This is a genomic window from Herbiconiux sp. (assembly GCF_023264895.1).
GTDB lineage: Bacteria > Actinomycetota > Actinomycetes > Actinomycetales > Microbacteriaceae > Herbiconiux.
In genome coordinates this window covers 1-14,401 of record NZ_JAHFUY010000108.1, presented here as the reverse complement: position 1 = coordinate 14,401, position 14,401 = coordinate 1, and the positions used below count along the sequence as shown (strand labels likewise).

Annotated in this window: 12 protein-coding genes; 5 read left to right on the top strand and 7 right to left on the bottom strand. The window is 71.9% G+C overall.

Annotation, left to right across the window (positions count from 1 at the left end):
• Positions 1 to 533: 4'-phosphopantetheinyl transferase superfamily protein (locus tag Q0D57_RS17015; RefSeq protein ID WP_366518639.1), on the top strand; the 533-nt coding region annotated here is incomplete at its 5' end.
• Between the two features lie 44 nt (positions 534 to 577).
• On the opposite strand, the gene fdhA is transcribed toward Q0D57_RS17015, so the two are convergent.
• From fdhA to Q0D57_RS17000, 3 genes are all read right to left on the bottom strand, one after another.
• Positions 578 to 1,798 carry a formaldehyde dehydrogenase, glutathione-independent gene (gene fdhA, locus Q0D57_RS17010; RefSeq protein ID WP_291046267.1) on the bottom strand — a complete coding sequence of 407 codons (1,221 nt, stop codon included), beginning with the start codon at positions 1,796 to 1,798 and terminating at the stop codon, positions 578 to 580.
• Positions 1,799 to 1,862: 64 nt separating this feature from the next.
• Entirely contained in the window at positions 1,863 to 3,176 is a 1,314-nt protein-coding gene (locus Q0D57_RS17005) for a M1 family metallopeptidase (protein ID WP_291046265.1), read from the bottom strand.
• Positions 3,173 to 7,234 carry a Pls/PosA family non-ribosomal peptide synthetase gene (locus Q0D57_RS17000; protein ID WP_291046263.1) on the bottom strand — a complete coding sequence of 1,354 codons (4,062 nt, stop codon included), beginning with the start codon at positions 7,232 to 7,234 and terminating at the stop codon, positions 3,173 to 3,175. The genes Q0D57_RS17005 and Q0D57_RS17000 overlap by 4 nt, the downstream gene beginning before the upstream one ends.
• 199 nt (positions 7,235 to 7,433) lie before the next feature.
• On the opposite strand from Q0D57_RS17000, the gene Q0D57_RS16995 reads away from it, so the two are divergent.
• From Q0D57_RS16995 to Q0D57_RS16980, 4 genes are read left to right on the top strand one after another with little or no spacing between them, the layout of a single operon-like run.
• Positions 7,434 to 8,471, top strand: coding sequence for an iron-siderophore ABC transporter substrate-binding protein (locus Q0D57_RS16995; RefSeq protein ID WP_291046261.1), 1,038 nt, complete (start codon positions 7,434 to 7,436; stop codon positions 8,469 to 8,471).
• A complete protein-coding gene (locus tag Q0D57_RS16990; protein ID WP_291046259.1) occupies positions 8,468 to 9,541 on the top strand; it encodes an iron ABC transporter permease in 1,074 nt (357 codons plus the stop codon). Before Q0D57_RS16995 ends, Q0D57_RS16990 begins: the two co-directional genes overlap by 4 nt.
• Positions 9,538 to 10,632, top strand: a complete 1,095-nt coding sequence (locus Q0D57_RS16985; protein ID WP_291046258.1) for an iron chelate uptake ABC transporter family permease subunit — start codon at positions 9,538 to 9,540, stop codon at positions 10,630 to 10,632. Before Q0D57_RS16990 ends, Q0D57_RS16985 begins: the two co-directional genes overlap by 4 nt.
• A complete protein-coding gene (locus Q0D57_RS16980; RefSeq protein ID WP_291046257.1) occupies positions 10,629 to 11,444 on the top strand; it encodes an ABC transporter ATP-binding protein in 816 nt (271 codons plus the stop codon). Before Q0D57_RS16985 ends, Q0D57_RS16980 begins: the two co-directional genes overlap by 4 nt.
• 6 nt (positions 11,445 to 11,450) lie before the next feature.
• Here the strand turns inward: Q0D57_RS16980 and Q0D57_RS16975 are convergent, their stop codons facing one another.
• The 4 genes from Q0D57_RS16975 to Q0D57_RS16960 all read right to left on the bottom strand — a co-directional run.
• Positions 11,451 to 12,236 (bottom strand): hypothetical protein, encoded by a 786-nt coding sequence (locus tag Q0D57_RS16975; protein ID WP_291046255.1) that lies wholly within the window; start codon positions 12,234 to 12,236, stop codon positions 11,451 to 11,453.
• A 69-nt stretch (positions 12,237 to 12,305) separates the two neighbouring features.
• Positions 12,306 to 13,022, bottom strand: coding sequence for a hypothetical protein (locus tag Q0D57_RS16970; RefSeq protein ID WP_291046254.1), 717 nt, complete (start codon positions 13,020 to 13,022; stop codon positions 12,306 to 12,308).
• Between the two features lie 50 nt (positions 13,023 to 13,072).
• Positions 13,073 to 13,699, bottom strand: coding sequence for an RNA polymerase sigma factor (locus Q0D57_RS16965; RefSeq protein ID WP_291046253.1), 627 nt, complete (start codon positions 13,697 to 13,699; stop codon positions 13,073 to 13,075).
• An 11-nt stretch (positions 13,700 to 13,710) separates the two neighbouring features.
• A partial coding sequence (locus Q0D57_RS16960; RefSeq protein ID WP_291046252.1) for a response regulator transcription factor occupies positions 13,711 to 14,401 on the bottom strand: 691 nt, incomplete at its 5' end.

Below are 14,401 nucleotides of genomic sequence, written 5' to 3'. Positions count from 1 at the left end.
TCACGGCGCACTGCGCGGTGTGCGGCGGACCGCACGGCCGCCCGCAGCTCGCGCTCGCCTCGCCGAAGGGCCGCCCGATCAGCGTGAGCGTCGCCCACTCCCCCGCGGGCGTGGCCGTCGCCGCCACCTGGCGCGGGCCCGTGGGCATCGACATCGAGGCGGCGGATGCCACGGTCGAACAGCTCGCGGCCGTCACGGCCCTCGTGCCCGCGGCCGCACGGCCCGCCGGCCGGCAGTGGGAGCCCATCCAGCACTGGACCCGCCTCGAGGCGGTCGTGAAGGCCGACGGCCGCGGCCTCGCGCTCGACCCGGCCGACGTGCTCATCCACACACGCGACGGCGCGATCGAGGCCACCGCGGGCCGCGACGCCGAGTCCGGCGCGTACGCCGTGTCCGATCTGCGGCTCGACCCCGCCCTCCGCGCGAGCGTGGCGGTGCGACTCGCGGGCGCTCCGAAGAAGAAGCCGGTCGTGCCGCTCACCAGCTGGCGACGGCTCGAGCTCACCGAGCTCGAGCACGCCGCCCGCCGGTAACGGGACTGAACCTGCCGGAAACCGGCAGAATCCGCCGAGCCCGCCTACGCGGCGTCCAGATACCCGTTCGGGTTCAGCACGTACTTCTGCGCGGCCCCCGCGTCGAACTCCGCATAGCCGCGCGGCGCATCCTCGAGCGTGATGGCCGTGGCGTTCACGTTCTGAGCGATGTGCACCTTGTCGTGCAGGATCGCCATCATGAGCCCGCGGTTGTACTTCATCACGGGGCACTGCCCGGTGGTGAACGAGAGCGACTTCGCCCAGCCGGTGCCGAGGCTGAGCGAGAGCGCGCCCTTCTTGGCGGCGTCGTCGATGCCGCCCGGGTCGCCCGTGACGTAGAGGCCCGGGATGCCGAGGGCGCCGCCCGCCGCCGTGATGTCCATGAGCGAGTTCAGCACCGTGGCCGGGGCCTCGTGCCCCGAGTCGCCGCCGTGCCCGCGTGCCTCGAAGCCCACGGCGTCGACGCCGCAGTCGACCTCGGGCACCCCGAGGATCTGCTCGATCTGCTCGGCCGGATCGCCCTTCGTGAGGTCGATTGTCTCGCAGCCGAAGCTCCGCGCCTGGGCCAGCCGCTCCTCGTTCATGTCGCCCACGATCACGGCGGCGGCACCCAGCAGCATGGCGCCCGTCGCGGCCGCGAGGCCCACCGGGCCCGCTCCCGCCACGTACACGGTCGAGCCGACTCCGACGCCCGCGGTGACGGCTCCGTGGAAGCCGGTCGGGAAGATGTCCGAGAGCATCGTGAGGTCCATGATCTTCTCGAGCGCCTGGTCGCGATCCGGGAACACCAGCAGGTTCCAGTCGGCGTAGGGCACGAGCACGAACTCGGCCTGCCCGCCGACCCAGCCGCCCATGTCGACGTAGCCGTAGGCGCTGCCGGGGCGATCCGGGTTCACGTTCAGGCAGATGCCGGTCTTGCGCTCCTTGCAGTTACTGCAGCGGCCGCAGGCGATGTTGAACGGCACCGAGACGATGTCGCCCACCTTGACGAACTCCACGTCGGGGCCGACCTCCACCACCTCGCCGGTGATCTCATGGCCGAGCACGAGGTCGGAGGGCGCGGTGGTGCGGCCGCGCACCATGTGCTGGTCCGATCCGCAGATGTTGGTGGCGACGGTGCGCAGGATGGCGCCGTGGGGGACCTTCCGGCCCACGTTGGCCGGGTTCACCCCCGGCCCGTCCTTCAGTTCGAATTCGGGGTAGTCGATGTCGATGACCTCGACGACTCCTGGGCCCTTGTATGCGACGGCTCTGTTCGATGACACGTGATCCTCCTTGATCCGGGTGCCCCAGAACGGGGCACGTCGTGTCCACTCGACACTAGCCGAATCAGGCCAGCGAGGGCAGGGCGGCGTGGTTCAGCCAGGAGTCGAAGAACCCGGCGAGCGGACGGCCGGCGTGCTCCTCGGCGAGCGCCACGAAGGCCGCGGTGTCGCTCGTGGAGTGCGCGTGCCCGCTCGTCCAGGCCTGCAGCAGCCCGAAGAACGCGGCGTCGCCCATCTCGGCGCGCAGGAAGTGCAGCGTGAGGGCCCCGCGCTTGTAGACGCGGTCGTCGAACATGGAGGCCGCCCCAGGCTCGCCGATCACGAGGTCCTGCGGCGCGTGCCGCAGCCGCAGGTAGTGCTCCTGGGCCAGCTGCGCCGCCGGGGGCCCGCCGCACTCCTCCGACCACAGCCACTCGGCGTAGCAGGCGAAGCCCTCGTTGAGCCAGATGTCCTTCCAGGCCGCCACGCCCACGCTGTTGCCGAACCACTGGTGCGCGAGCTCGTGCGCGATCAGCCGCTCGGATCCGCCCGCGCCGTCGACGTGGTTGGCCCCGAAGATGGCCATCGCCTGCGCCTCGAGCGGGATCTCGAGCTCGTCGGCGGTCACCACCACGGCGTAGCGGTCGAACGGGTAGGGGCCGAAGACGCGCGAGAAGAAGGAGAGCATGTGCGCCACGGGCGCGAAGTCGGCCCGCAGCCGCGCCTCGAGCTCGGCCGGGAACGCGTAGTCGAGCGGCACGGCCCCCGAGTCGTCGCTCCGGCGGAGGTACTGCCCGATCTGCACGGTCGCGAGGTAGGCGGCGGTGGGCCGGGGCTGGTCGTAGACCCAGGTGGTGCGGCCGCTCCGCGTGCGCTGCTCGGTGAGGGTGCCGCTGCAGACCACGGTGTAGTCCTGGTCGGCCGTGAGCCGGATGCGATAGCTCGCCTTGTCGCCCGGCCGGTCGTTGCAGGGGAACCAGGTCGACGAGCCCGAGGGCTGCGAGGCCGTCAGCACGCCGTCGGCGAGCTCCTCCCAGCCGATCGGGCCCCACGCGCTCCGGCGGGGGCCGGGCCTTCCGCCGTACTCGATCTCGAGCTCGAAGCGGGTGCCGGCGGGGATCGGGGCGTCGGGTCGCACGGTGAGGGTGTGCGTGTTCTGCGAGATCCGCTGCAGCCGCCGGCCGTCGAGCTTCACCTTCGTGGCCTTGAGCTTCGAGAGGTCGAGAAGGATGGCGGGGAGGTCGACGACGGCCTCGCCGCTGATCCGGGCGACGCCGTCGATGCGGTTCGTCTCGATCCGGTAGTCGAGCTCGAGGTCGTAGGCGTGCACCCGGTACGACCAGGTGCCGATGCCCGGCGTGTAGGGATCCCCGGAGAACGCGACGCCGCGCCCCGTCACGCGACCACCGTGCGCACGGTCGAGTCGGCCAGCACCGGGTGCGCGCCGTAGTCGGAGGTGCGCACCTCGCGCCACGGCCCGATCGGGTTGCCGCTCCAGCGGCTGCCCTCGGGAACGAGCTCACCGCGCATCACGAGCGAGGCGGGCCCCACGGTGCCCTGCGCGGCGATGCGGGCGGCGGGCAGGATGACGCTGTGCGGGCCGAGCGTGGCGCCGTCGTCGAGGGTGACCGTGTCGAGGCTCATCACTCGATCATGGAACAGATGCGTCTGAACCACACATCCGCGGTTGACCGTCGTGGCGTCGCCGAGGGTCACGAGGTCGGCCTCGGGCAGCCAGTAGGTGTCGATCCAGACCCCGCGGCCGATCGTCGCACCGAGGCTCCGCAGCCACCAGACGAGGGCGGGCGTGCCGGCGGCGGCCTCGGCGAACCAGGGTGCGGCGACCATCTCGGTGAAGGTGTCCGACACCTCGCTCCGCCACACGAACGACGACCAGAGCGGATGCTCGCCGGCCCGGATCCGCCCGATCAGCACCCACTTCGCCACCGTGCTGACGGCCGCGGCCACCGCTCCGGCGGCCAGCAGCACCACGCCCGAGAGCAGCGCCGCCACGAGCACGCCCGCCCACTCGGTGAGCGCGGCGAGCACGAACAGCACCGAGACGCCGAGGGCGCAGGTCACGAGGACCGGCACGATGCGCCCGAGCTCCCACAGGATGCGTGCGACCTTCAAACGCGTCGGCGGGTCGTAGGTGCGGCTCGCATCGGCGGCGTTGACGGTGCGGCGGAGGCGCACGGGCGGCGAGCCGAGCCACGACGAGCCCGCCTTCGCCTTGCGGGGCGCGGCCGAGAGCACGGCCACGAGCCCGTCGCGCGGCACGGAGTGTCCCGCGGCCGCCATGCCCGAGTTGCCGAGGAAGGCCCGCTCGCCGATCTGCGCGCGCGCCACGCGCATCCAGCCGCCGCCGAGCTCGTAGGCGCCCACGAGGGTGTCGTCGGCGAGGAAGGCGCCGTCGTGCACGGTGGTCATGGCGGGGATGAGCAGCACGGTCGAGGCCTCGACGTCGCGGCCGATGCGGGCGCCGAGCAGCCGCAGCCAGACCGGCGTGAAGAGCCCCGAGTAGAGCGGGAAGAGCACGGTGCGCGAGAGGTCGAGCAGGCGCTCGGTCGCCCACAGCTGCCAGCCCACCCGGCCGCGCACGGCGTGCACGCCCTCGGAGACGCCGAGGCCGAGCAGCCGGGTGAACACGAGCACGAGGCCCGCGAGCACGACACCGGCCACGAGCACGCCGGGCACGAGGCCGAGTGCGGCCCGGCCGGCGGCCTCGCCGAGGGTGGCGGCGTCGCGGAGGAAGACCGCGAGCACCGCACCGCCCGAGGCGTAGGCGATGAGCGGCACGAGCGCCATCACCACCGAGGAGGCGCCATAGGCCACCAGCCACCTGGTGCCGCGCTCCGGACGAGCTGAGGGCCACCAGTCACGGGCCTTGCCCACGCGACGCGCGGGCGAACCGGCCCAGCGCTGACCCGAGGGCACGCGCCCGAAGACCGAGGAGCCGGCCTCGATCTCGGCGCGCTTGCCGATGCGGGTGCCCGGCAGCAGCGAGCTGCGGGCGCCCACGGTGCTGCCGGCCCCCACCCGCACAGCGCCCACCCGCACGGTGTCGCCGTCGATCCAGTAGCCCGAGAGGTCGACCTCGGGCTCGATCGAGGCGCCGCGGCCCACGGTGAGCATGCCGGTGACCGGCGGCAGCGAGTGCAGGTCGACGTCGTCGGCGATGCGGGCGCCGAGGGCGCGGGCGTAGTAGTTGATCCAGGGGGCGCCGGCGAGGCTCACGGCGCCCACCTGGTGCGCGATCTGCTCGGCGAGCCAGAGCCGGAGGTGCCAGCGGCCGCCTCGCGGGTGGTTGCCGGGGCGGAGGCCATTGAGGAGCAACCGGGAGGCGACGACCGAGATGCCCATCCGGCCGAACGGCGTGGCGAAGAGCACGAGACCGACGACCAGGAGCCAGAGCGGCACGGTGGGCAGGAAGCCGAAGCCGCCGACGGCGGTGAGCACGGCCGTGGCGGTGAAGAGGTAGACGAGCCAGCGCAGGCCCGCGAGCACGAAGAGGGGGACGCCGAGCAGGGTCTGCAGCACGCGCATCCGGAGCGGGGTCTCGGCCACGGGCTCGGCCGGGAGGCGACCGGCGGCGCTGTCGGAGCCGGTAGCATCCGCACCGCCCACCCGCACCGAGAGCTCGGCGGCCACGGCGCCGAGTCGCGGATGCGAGTACACGTCGGCGACCGTGAAGCCCGGGTCGATGCGGCGGAGGCCCGCCACGAGCTGCGCCGCGGCGAGCGAGCCGCCGCCGAGGTCGAAGAAGTTGGCGGCGGGGTCGGTGACCGGCACGCCGAGCACGTCGGTCCAGAGGCCGGCCACCCGCACGAGCATCGGATCGGCGTCGGGGCCGAAGCCGCCCTCGCCCTCCGAGGCGTCGCCGGATGCGCCGGACCCGCCGGACCCGCCCGACCCACCGGCCGGCAGCGGCCACGGCAGGGCGGCCTTGTCGACCTTCCCCGAGGTGCGGGTGGGCAGGTCGTCGAGCACGGCCACGAGCGGCACGAGCGCCGCGGGGAGCTCCTCGCGGAGCCGGGCCACGGCGCCCTCGCGGTCGAACGACGACGGATCGGCCGCCACCACGTAGCCGACGAGCACCTGGTTGCCCGCGCCGGTCGTCTGCACGAGCACCGCCGCGCCCGAGACCCCCGGGAGGCCCTGCAGGGCCGACTCGATCTCGCCGAGCTCGATCCGCCGCCCGCCGACCTTCACCTGGTCGTCGGCGCGGCCCTGGAACACGAGGCCCTCGGGGTCGTAGCGCACGAGGTCGCCGCTGCGGTAGGCGCGCTCCCAGCCGAGCGAGGGCATGGCGGCGTACTTCTCGGCATCCTTCGCGGGGTCGAGGTAGCGTGCGAGCCCCACTCCCCCGATGATGAGCTCCCCGACCTCGCCCGGGGCCACGCGGGCGCCGTCGCCGTCGACCACGGCGAGGGTCCAGCCCTCGAGCGGGAGCCCGATCCGCACCGGCCCTGGGCCGCCGAGCGGCGCGGCGCACGCGACGACGGTGGCCTCGGTGGGCCCGTAGGTGTTCCAGACCTCCCGGCCGCCGCTCGCGAGCCGCTCGCCGAGCTCGGGCGGGCAGGCCTCGCCGCCGAAGATGAGCAGGCGCACGTTCTCGAGCGACTCCACCGGCCAGAGGGCCGCGAGCGTGGGCACGGTCGAGACGATCGTGATGTCGCGGGTCACGAGCCAGGGCCCGAGGTCCATGCCGCTCCGCACGAGCGAGCGCGGGGCGGGCACGAGGCAGGCGCCGTGCGCCCAGGCGAGCCACATCTCCTCGCACGATGCGTCGAAGGCCACCGAGAGCCCCGCGAGCACGCGGTCGCCGGGCCCGATCGGCTCCGCGGTCAGGAACAGCTGCGACTCGGCGTCGACGAAGGCCGCGGCCGAGCGGTGGGTGACCGCCACGCCCTTGGGGGTGCCGGTGGAGCCCGAGGTGAAGATGATCCAGGCGTCGTCCTCCGGCTCGGGCGGCGAGACCACGGGGAGCGACGCCGTGCTCGCGTGCGGCTCCGTGCGTGCGATGAGCCTGGCCGCCCGCTCCGGCGCCGTCTCGGCAGGGGCGAACTCCCCCGTGCCCGTGATGACGCCCGCCACGCGCGCCTCGCCGAACACGAGCACGGCCCGCTCCTCGGGGTCGTCGGCGTCGACCGGCACGTAGGCGGCGCCCGCGGCGAGCACCGCGAGGATGGCGATGTAGAGCTCCCGCCGGCCCGATTCCATCCGGATGCCGACGCGGTCACCGCGGCGCACACCGGCCTCGTGCAGCTCGGCGGCCGTGGCGTGCACGCGCGCCATCAGCTCGCGGTAGCTCAGCGCACCCTGCGCATCCTCCAGGGCGGACGCCTCGGGGTTCCGCGCCGTCGCGGCCCGCAGCACGTCGATCAGGGTGCGCGCGGGTGCCGCCCCCGAGGCCCGGTCGAGCTCGGGCTGAAGATGGGGGGTGCTGTCGGGCATGGCCGACATTGTGCACCAGGAAGGTTAACGACCGGCACGCCGAGGGCCCGAGGAGCGCCCCACCCGGTGGGGGTCGGATGGGGCGCCCGTCTTGTAGGACGTGCGCCGGACCTGGAACGTCACACCTCGCCGTGACCCATTTGCGGGCCACCTCGACGTCGACTAGGTTCGGTTAGGCAATCCTAACCGAAAGGCCCCCATGCCCCGCGCTTCACGACTGCTCGCACTCTCGACGGCAGCCCTGCTCACCGCCGGCCTCGCCGCGTGCTCCTCCCCCTCCTCCGGTTCGGACGGCTCGGCCGCCGCCGGGGGGGACTCGGACTTCACGCCGATCACCATCGAGCACGCCCTCGGCACCACCACGATCGAGACGAAGCCCGAGCGCGTCGCGACGGTCAACTGGGCCAACCACGAGGTGCCGCTCGCCCTCGGCATCGTGCCCGTCGGCATGGCCGCGGCCAACTTCGGCGACGACGACGGAGACGGCGTGCTGCCCTGGGTCGACGAGAAGCTCGAGGAGCTCGGCGCCGAGACGCCCGTGCTGTTCGACGAGACCGACGGCATCGACTTCGAGGCCGTGGCCGACACCGCTCCGGATGTCATCCTCGCCGCCTACTCCGGCCTCACGCAGGAGGACTACGACACCCTCAGCGAGATCGCCCCCGTCGTGGCCTACCCCGAGACCGCGTGGGGCACCTCGTGGCGCGACATGATCCACCTCAACAGCGAGGGCCTCGGCCTCGCCGAGGAGGGCGACGCCCTCATCGCCGAGCTCGAGAAGGAGATCGCCGACTCGGCCGCCGAGTACCCGCAGCTCGAGGGCACCTCGGCCATGTTCCTCACCCACGTCGACACCGCAGACCTCAGCGAGGTCAGCTTCTACACGACCCACGACACCCGGTCCGCGTTCTTCGAGGACCTGGGCCTGTCGACCCCGAAGAGCATCGCCGACGCCTCCGCCACCACCGAGAACTTCTCGCTCACGGTGAGCTCGGAGCAGGCCGACACCTTCTCCGACGTCGACCTCATCGTCACCTACGGCGGCGACGACCTCGTCACGGCCCTCGAGGGCGACCCGCTGCTCTCGCAGGTGCCCGCCGTGGCGAACGGATCGATCGTGAACCTCCCGGGCACGAGCCCGCTCGGCACCGCCGCGAACCCCACCCCGCTGTCGATCTCGTGGGTGCTCGACGACTACCTCGAGCTGCTGGCCGCAGCTGCCGACAAGGCCAAGTGAGCCGAGTCCCGGATGCGGTGACGGTCGACAAGACCGCCACCCCCACCCCACCCTCGGGCGCCGCCGTCGTGCGGCGCCCGAGACGCGTGCGCGCGCTCTGGCTCCTCGTCTCGCTCGCGGTGCTCGGGGCCGTCATGGCCGCCTCCGTGCTCGTCGGCTCCCGTGAGGTCGACTGGAACGACGTGCTCTCGGCGCTCGGCGGGCAGACCGAGGGCTTCGGGCCCGCCGCCGTCGCCACCCGCATCCCGCGCACCCTCGTGGCGGTGCTCGTGGGAGCGGCCCTCGCCGTCTCGGGAGCCGTCATGCAGGGCGTCACGCGCAATCCGCTCGCCGACCCCGGCGTGCTCGGCATCAACATGGGCGCCTCGCTCGCCGTCGTGACGTTCATCGCCTTCGTCGGGCTCTCCTCCGCCTCCACCCAGATCTGGGTCGCCATCGGCGGCGCCGCCGTCGCGGCCGTCTTCGTCTACACCGTCGGCTCCCTCGGCCGCGGCGGCGCCACACCCCTCAAGCTCGCCCTGGCCGGAGCCGCCACCTCGGCCGCGCTCGCCTCGTTCATCAGCGCCGTCGTGCTGCCGCGCGCCGACATCGGCGAGGCCGCGAGGGCGTGGCTCATCGGCGGCGTGGGCGGGGCCACCTTCACGGCGCTGAACCAGGTGCTCCCCTTCCTCCTGGCCGGATTCATCATCTGCCTGCTCTCGGCGAAGGGCCTCAACTCGCTCGCTCTCGGCGACGAACTCGCCGCCGGCCTCGGCGAGCGCGTGGCGCTCACCCGCGGGGCCGCGGCCCTCGGCTCGGTCGTGCTGTGCGGCGCCGCCACCGCGGTGTGCGGCCCCATCGCGTTCGTCGGCCTCGTGGTGCCGCACGCCTGCCGCCTCATCGTGGGGGTCGACCACCGCTGGCTGCTGCCGTTCTCGGCCGTCGTCGGCGCGGCTCTCCTCACGGGCGCCGACGTGCTCGGCCGGATCGTGGCGCGCCCCTCCGAGATCGACGTCGGCATCATCACGGCGCTCATCGGGGCCCCGGTGTTCATCTGGATCGTGCGCCGGCAGAAGGTGCGAGCCCTGTGAGCGCGGTCATCACGAAGGGCGAGGGCACACCGCCCGCCGGCGCCCCCGACGAGTCCCCGACCCTCTCCACCGCGCAGGCGGTCGCCCGCAGTCGTCGGCTCCGGCACCGACGGGCCGGCATCGTCATCGCCGTGCTCTGCGCCCTCATCCTGGTGATGTTCGCCGTCTCCCTCATGGTGGGCAAGACGTTCTACACCCCGGTCGACGTCGTCACGGTCATGTTCGGCGGCGAGGTGCCGGGTGGCACCTTCACGGTCGGCCGTCTGCGCCTGCCCCGGGCGAGCCTCGCGGTGCTCGCCGGGCTCTGCTTCGGCCTCGGCGGAGTCACCTTCCAGACCATGCTCCGCAATCCGCTCGCGAGCCCCGACATCATCGGCATCAGCTCGGGCGCGAGCGCGGCGGCGGCCTTCGCCATCGTCACGCTCTCGCTCGGCGCCACCGCGGTGTCGGCGTTCGCCATCGTCGCGGGGCTCGTCGTCGCGATCCTGATCTACGCCCTCTCGTATCGCAGCGGTGTGGCCGGCACCCGGCTCATCCTGATCGGCATCGGCATGGCGGCCATGCTCAACAGCATCACGGCCTACGTGCTCTCGCAGGCGGCGCAGTGGGATCTGCAGGAGGCCGAGCGCTGGCTCACCGGCAGCCTCAACGGCTCGAGCTGGTCGCAGGTGCTGCCCGTCGTGGTGGCCCTCGCCGTGCTCACGCCGGTGCTGCTCGGCCAGTCCCGCAACCTCGCGACCACGCAGCTCGGCGACGACACGGCGTCGGCACTGGGCGTGCGCGTGGACCGCACGAGGCTCGTCGCGATCGTCGCGGCCGTCGGGCTGATCGCCTTCGCCACCGCGGCGTGCGGGCCGATCGCGTTCGTGGCGTTCCTCGCCGGGCCCATCGCCTCGCGTCTCGTCGGGCCCGGCACGCCGCTGCTCGTGCCGGCCGGTCTCGTGGGGGCGCTGCTCGTGCTCGTGGCCGACTTCGTGGGCCAGTTCGCGTTCGGCACCCGCTACCCGGTCGGCGTCATCACGGGCGTGCTCGGGGCGCCGTACCTGATCTACCTCATCATCCGCTCCAACCGCCGGGGAGGCTCCCTGTGACCACCGACCATCGACTGAGCGCCTCCGCGCTCTCGCTGGGCTACGGCGACCGCACGGTCATCGAGGGCCTCGACCTCGAGGTGCCGCCGGGCCGGGTGACCGCCATCGTGGGCGCGAACGCCTGCGGCAAGTCGACGCTGCTCCGCTCGATGTCGCGGCTGCTCGCGCCGCGGGCGGGCCACGTGCTGCTCGACGGCAAGGAGGTGCACCGGATGCCGGCCAAGCAGCTCGCCCGCACGATGGGCCTCCTCCCCCAGTCGCCCATCGCGCCCGAGGGCATCACGGTGTCGGATCTCGTGGGCCGGGGCCGGCATCCGCATCAGGGCATCTTCACGCGCTGGAGCGCCGCCGACGACGCGGCGGTGGCCGACGCCCTCGACGCCACCGACACCGCGGGCCTCGCCGACCGCCCGGTCGACGAGCTCTCCGGCGGTCAGCGCCAGCGGGTGTGGATCGCCATGGCGCTCGCCCAGCAGACCGAGCTGCTGCTGCTCGACGAGCCCACGACGTTCCTCGACGTGAGCCACCAGGTGGAGGTGCTCGACCTGCTCACCGACCTCAACCGGCGTCGTGGCACCACGATCGTGATGGTGCTGCACGACCTCAACCTCGCCGCGCGCTACGCGGACCACCTCGTGGCGCTCGCGGGCGGCCGGGTGCACGCGGCGGGCGACCCCACCGCGGTGCTCACCGAGGAGGTCGTGCGCACGGTCTTCGGCCTCGACAGCCGCGTCATCCCCGACCCGGTCTCGGGCAAGCCCCTCATGCTCCCCATCGGCCGCCACCACGCCATAGCCCCGGCCGGCGCCTGAGCTCCCCTATTCGGCCACTTCCGCGGCGGGGATGAGGAACTCCCCCAGAACCGTCGTCGTGTCAGAGTCGTACACGGGGATAGTGCGGTCGACCCCCGCTGCGCCTTCTACCCAGGCAGAGATTGAATCCGGCGAAGCACCCCGCGCGAGGACGCTCTCACCCGACGCCTCGTTCAGGTCGGCGTTCACCACATACCCGCGCTGACCGTTCGTGGCCGTGGCGGTGATCAGGTCCGGATATTCGTCAGCTGAAGCAGCGAGAGCCCCGTTCCCGTACGTCTGTCCTGCCGCGTTCACGGGCCACTCTGGCGTCTCGACCAGCGGGGCAGCCATGCGCGCGCCTGCGAATCGGTCGTACCAGAGGCGGTACGTTGTCTGCTTACGCCACTGGGTACCAGTCCACCCCCACACGATCCCCTGGGACGCGAACGACGTGTGGTTGATATGGCAGGACGTCGAAGCCGCCCCGTTCGGATACGAGCTGAAGACCTGGGGGCCGACGCAGTAGACACCCCACTCGTCGAGCAGCTGAGCCTTCGAGACCGCGTACTGGTTCGGGGTCGGAATGCCCCGTGACGAAGCGAACGTCACTGCGCTCGCTCCGAGGACATCGACGTTCGCCTGGTTGAAGTAGACGAAGTGATTGAGTCCTGTTGACCACCCGGTGACTGGTCCCGTCTGAGCGCTTGCGCTGCTTGCAGACGTGACGACGAAGGCGGCGACCGCTACCGCAGCGATGGCCGACGCCGCCTGCCGCCGAGCGCGCACGCGCTCTTTGTTTCGTGCTGACATTCGATCCTCCGCTGATCGGCCGATGGTTAGGTCACGACCATCATGAGCGCTCAACTGAGATTTCGTCAACTACTGCGTTCGAAAAACCGGGGGCGAGTCGGTTCCGGGGAACAGGAACTCGCCGATCACCGTGGATCCGTCGGATGCGTAGACCGGCAGGTAGCGGTCGAGGCGATTGGCGCCCTCGATGAACTCGGCTGCGTCCTCCATCGTCCAGCCCTCCAGGTTGTCGGACTCGTAGTCCTCCAAGCGCAGGTATCCGCGTTCCCCGTTCGTGGCCGTCACGGGGATGAGGTCGGGATTGCTGTCGCCCTTCGGCGCACCGAAGGTCTGACCCGCCTCGTTGACGCCCCACTCGGTCTGGACGGTCTTCGTGTAGTGGGCGGACACCGACCAGGATGCGGTCGGAGATGTCTCCAGAGTGATGGTGCGCTGCTGATCGAGGCCCAGAGGCACGGCACCCCACGTCTGGTCATTCACGTCACCCTTCCGGCATGTCATGGAACCGAAGTCCCCGAAGGTGAACGTTCCCTCGCTGAGACACGTCACGATGATCTTGATATTCGTCGCGCCCTTCGGAACGGGGCCCAGGTCGAGGGTGCCGGTGCCGGTGAACGTCCCGTGCACGGCCTCGGAGAGGGAGGCATCGATGGGGGTTCCGGGTGGCGCCATGAGGCGAGCCGCCGCGACCCCCGCCGTCCCTGTCACCGCGAGCACCGCGATCGCCGCAGTCCCCATCCACAGCCGCCGGCGCGCCGGTCGGCGCGGGGGGACTGCGTTCACCATGAGAGCAAGACGCAGCGCGTCCGCATACTTCTGGCTCACTGTCGGCTCATTCATGATCCGTTCCCTTCGAGGGCGAGGTCGGCTGGGGTTGTGGAGGAGAGACTGTCGCGCAGTCTGACGCGCAGGCGAGACAATCGCTTTCGAGCGACCGTGGAACCGATCTCCAGCGCCGTCGCTGCCTCCGCGATCGGGTAGCCCTCGATCATCACAAGGGCGACGAGCCCCTGATCTATGGGGCTCAATCCGCGAATGGCCAGGTCGAGCTGTGGGCTGAGGCCGTTCGAGCGCAGGTATGCCTGGTCCTCAGCAGAGAGCTCTCGGTCTTCACGCGGGAGCCTGCTCAGGAGCAGTCGATAGCGGCGGGTCGCTCGCTGCAGGTTGAGCGCCGTGTTCGTAGCCGTCAACAAGAGCCACGGCAGGATGGAGCCGTCGACGACGTGGACCGCGTTGCGCTTGCGCCACAACTCGAAGAACACCGTGCCCAGGACATCCTCAGCGTCGCTTCTGTCCGACAGGAGGCGGAACGCATGACGGAACACCCGATCCTTATGGAGATCGAAGAGGAGGCCGAAGGCGGACTGGTCGCCACCCCGGCTGGCTGTCCACAGCGACAGCTCGCTCGACCTCGATTCCTGCTGCATATTCTGTAATGTCCTCAGGGCATCGGAATGTGACATCGAACCCGAACCTAGCCGCCGAGGAGGCCGTTCTCGTAGGCGTGCACCACGATCTGGGCGCGGCTGGTGAAGCCGAGCTTCGCGAGGATCCCGCGGATGTGGGTCTTCACGGTGGCCTCGCTCACGAAGGCGGCGCGCGCGATGTCGCGGTTGCGGAGGCCGGTGGCGGCGAAGAGGTAGATCTCGCGCTCACGCGGTGAGAGCACCTCGAGCGCATCGGCTGCGGGCCCGGGCGCGAGCTCGGACGCGGACTCGGACTCGGATGCGGGCTCGGACACGCGCTCGGACGCCGGCGCGGACGCGGTCTCGGACGCGGGCTCGGGCCGGGCGAACCGCTTCACGAGCTCCCCCACCGGCTCCGGCGGCGCGTCGCCGGCGTGCACCCGCCGGATCGTGTCGAGCAGCACCTCGGGCGCCACGTCCTTCGTCACGAACGCGCTCGCCCCGTGCCGCATCGCCGCCACCACGGCCTCCTCCTGCTGGAAGGTCGTGAGCACCACCACCCGCGTGCCGTCGGCGGTCAGCCGGCGGGTTGCCTCGAGCCCGTTGAGCACCGGCATCCGGATGTCCATGAGCACCACGTCCGGGCGCATCGCGGCCACGAGATCGAGGGCCTCGGCCCCGTCGCGCGCACTGCCGGCGAACTCCAGGTCGGTCTGGGACTCCACGAGCATGCGCATGCCGTAGGCGAAGAGCTCCTGG

What these genes read in the sequence shown, in the direction of transcription:
- Q0D57_RS17000 (WP_291046263.1), bottom strand. Translation starts at nt 7,234, where the DNA reads ATGCCCGACAGCACCCCCCATCTTCAGCCCGAGCTCGACCGGGCCTCG.
- Q0D57_RS16995 (WP_291046261.1), top strand. Translation starts at nt 7,434, where the DNA reads ATGCCCCGCGCTTCACGACTGCTCGCACTCTCGACGGCAGCCCTGCTC.
- Q0D57_RS16975 (WP_291046255.1), bottom strand. Translation starts at nt 12,236, where the DNA reads ATGTCAGCACGAAACAAAGAGCGCGTGCGCGCTCGGCGGCAGGCGGCG.
- Q0D57_RS16970 (WP_291046254.1), bottom strand. Translation starts at nt 13,022, where the DNA reads ATGGTGAACGCAGTCCCCCCGCGCCGACCGGCGCGCCGGCGGCTGTGG.
- Q0D57_RS16965 (WP_291046253.1), bottom strand. Translation starts at nt 13,699, where the DNA reads ATGTCACATTCCGATGCCCTGAGGACATTACAGAATATGCAGCAGGAA.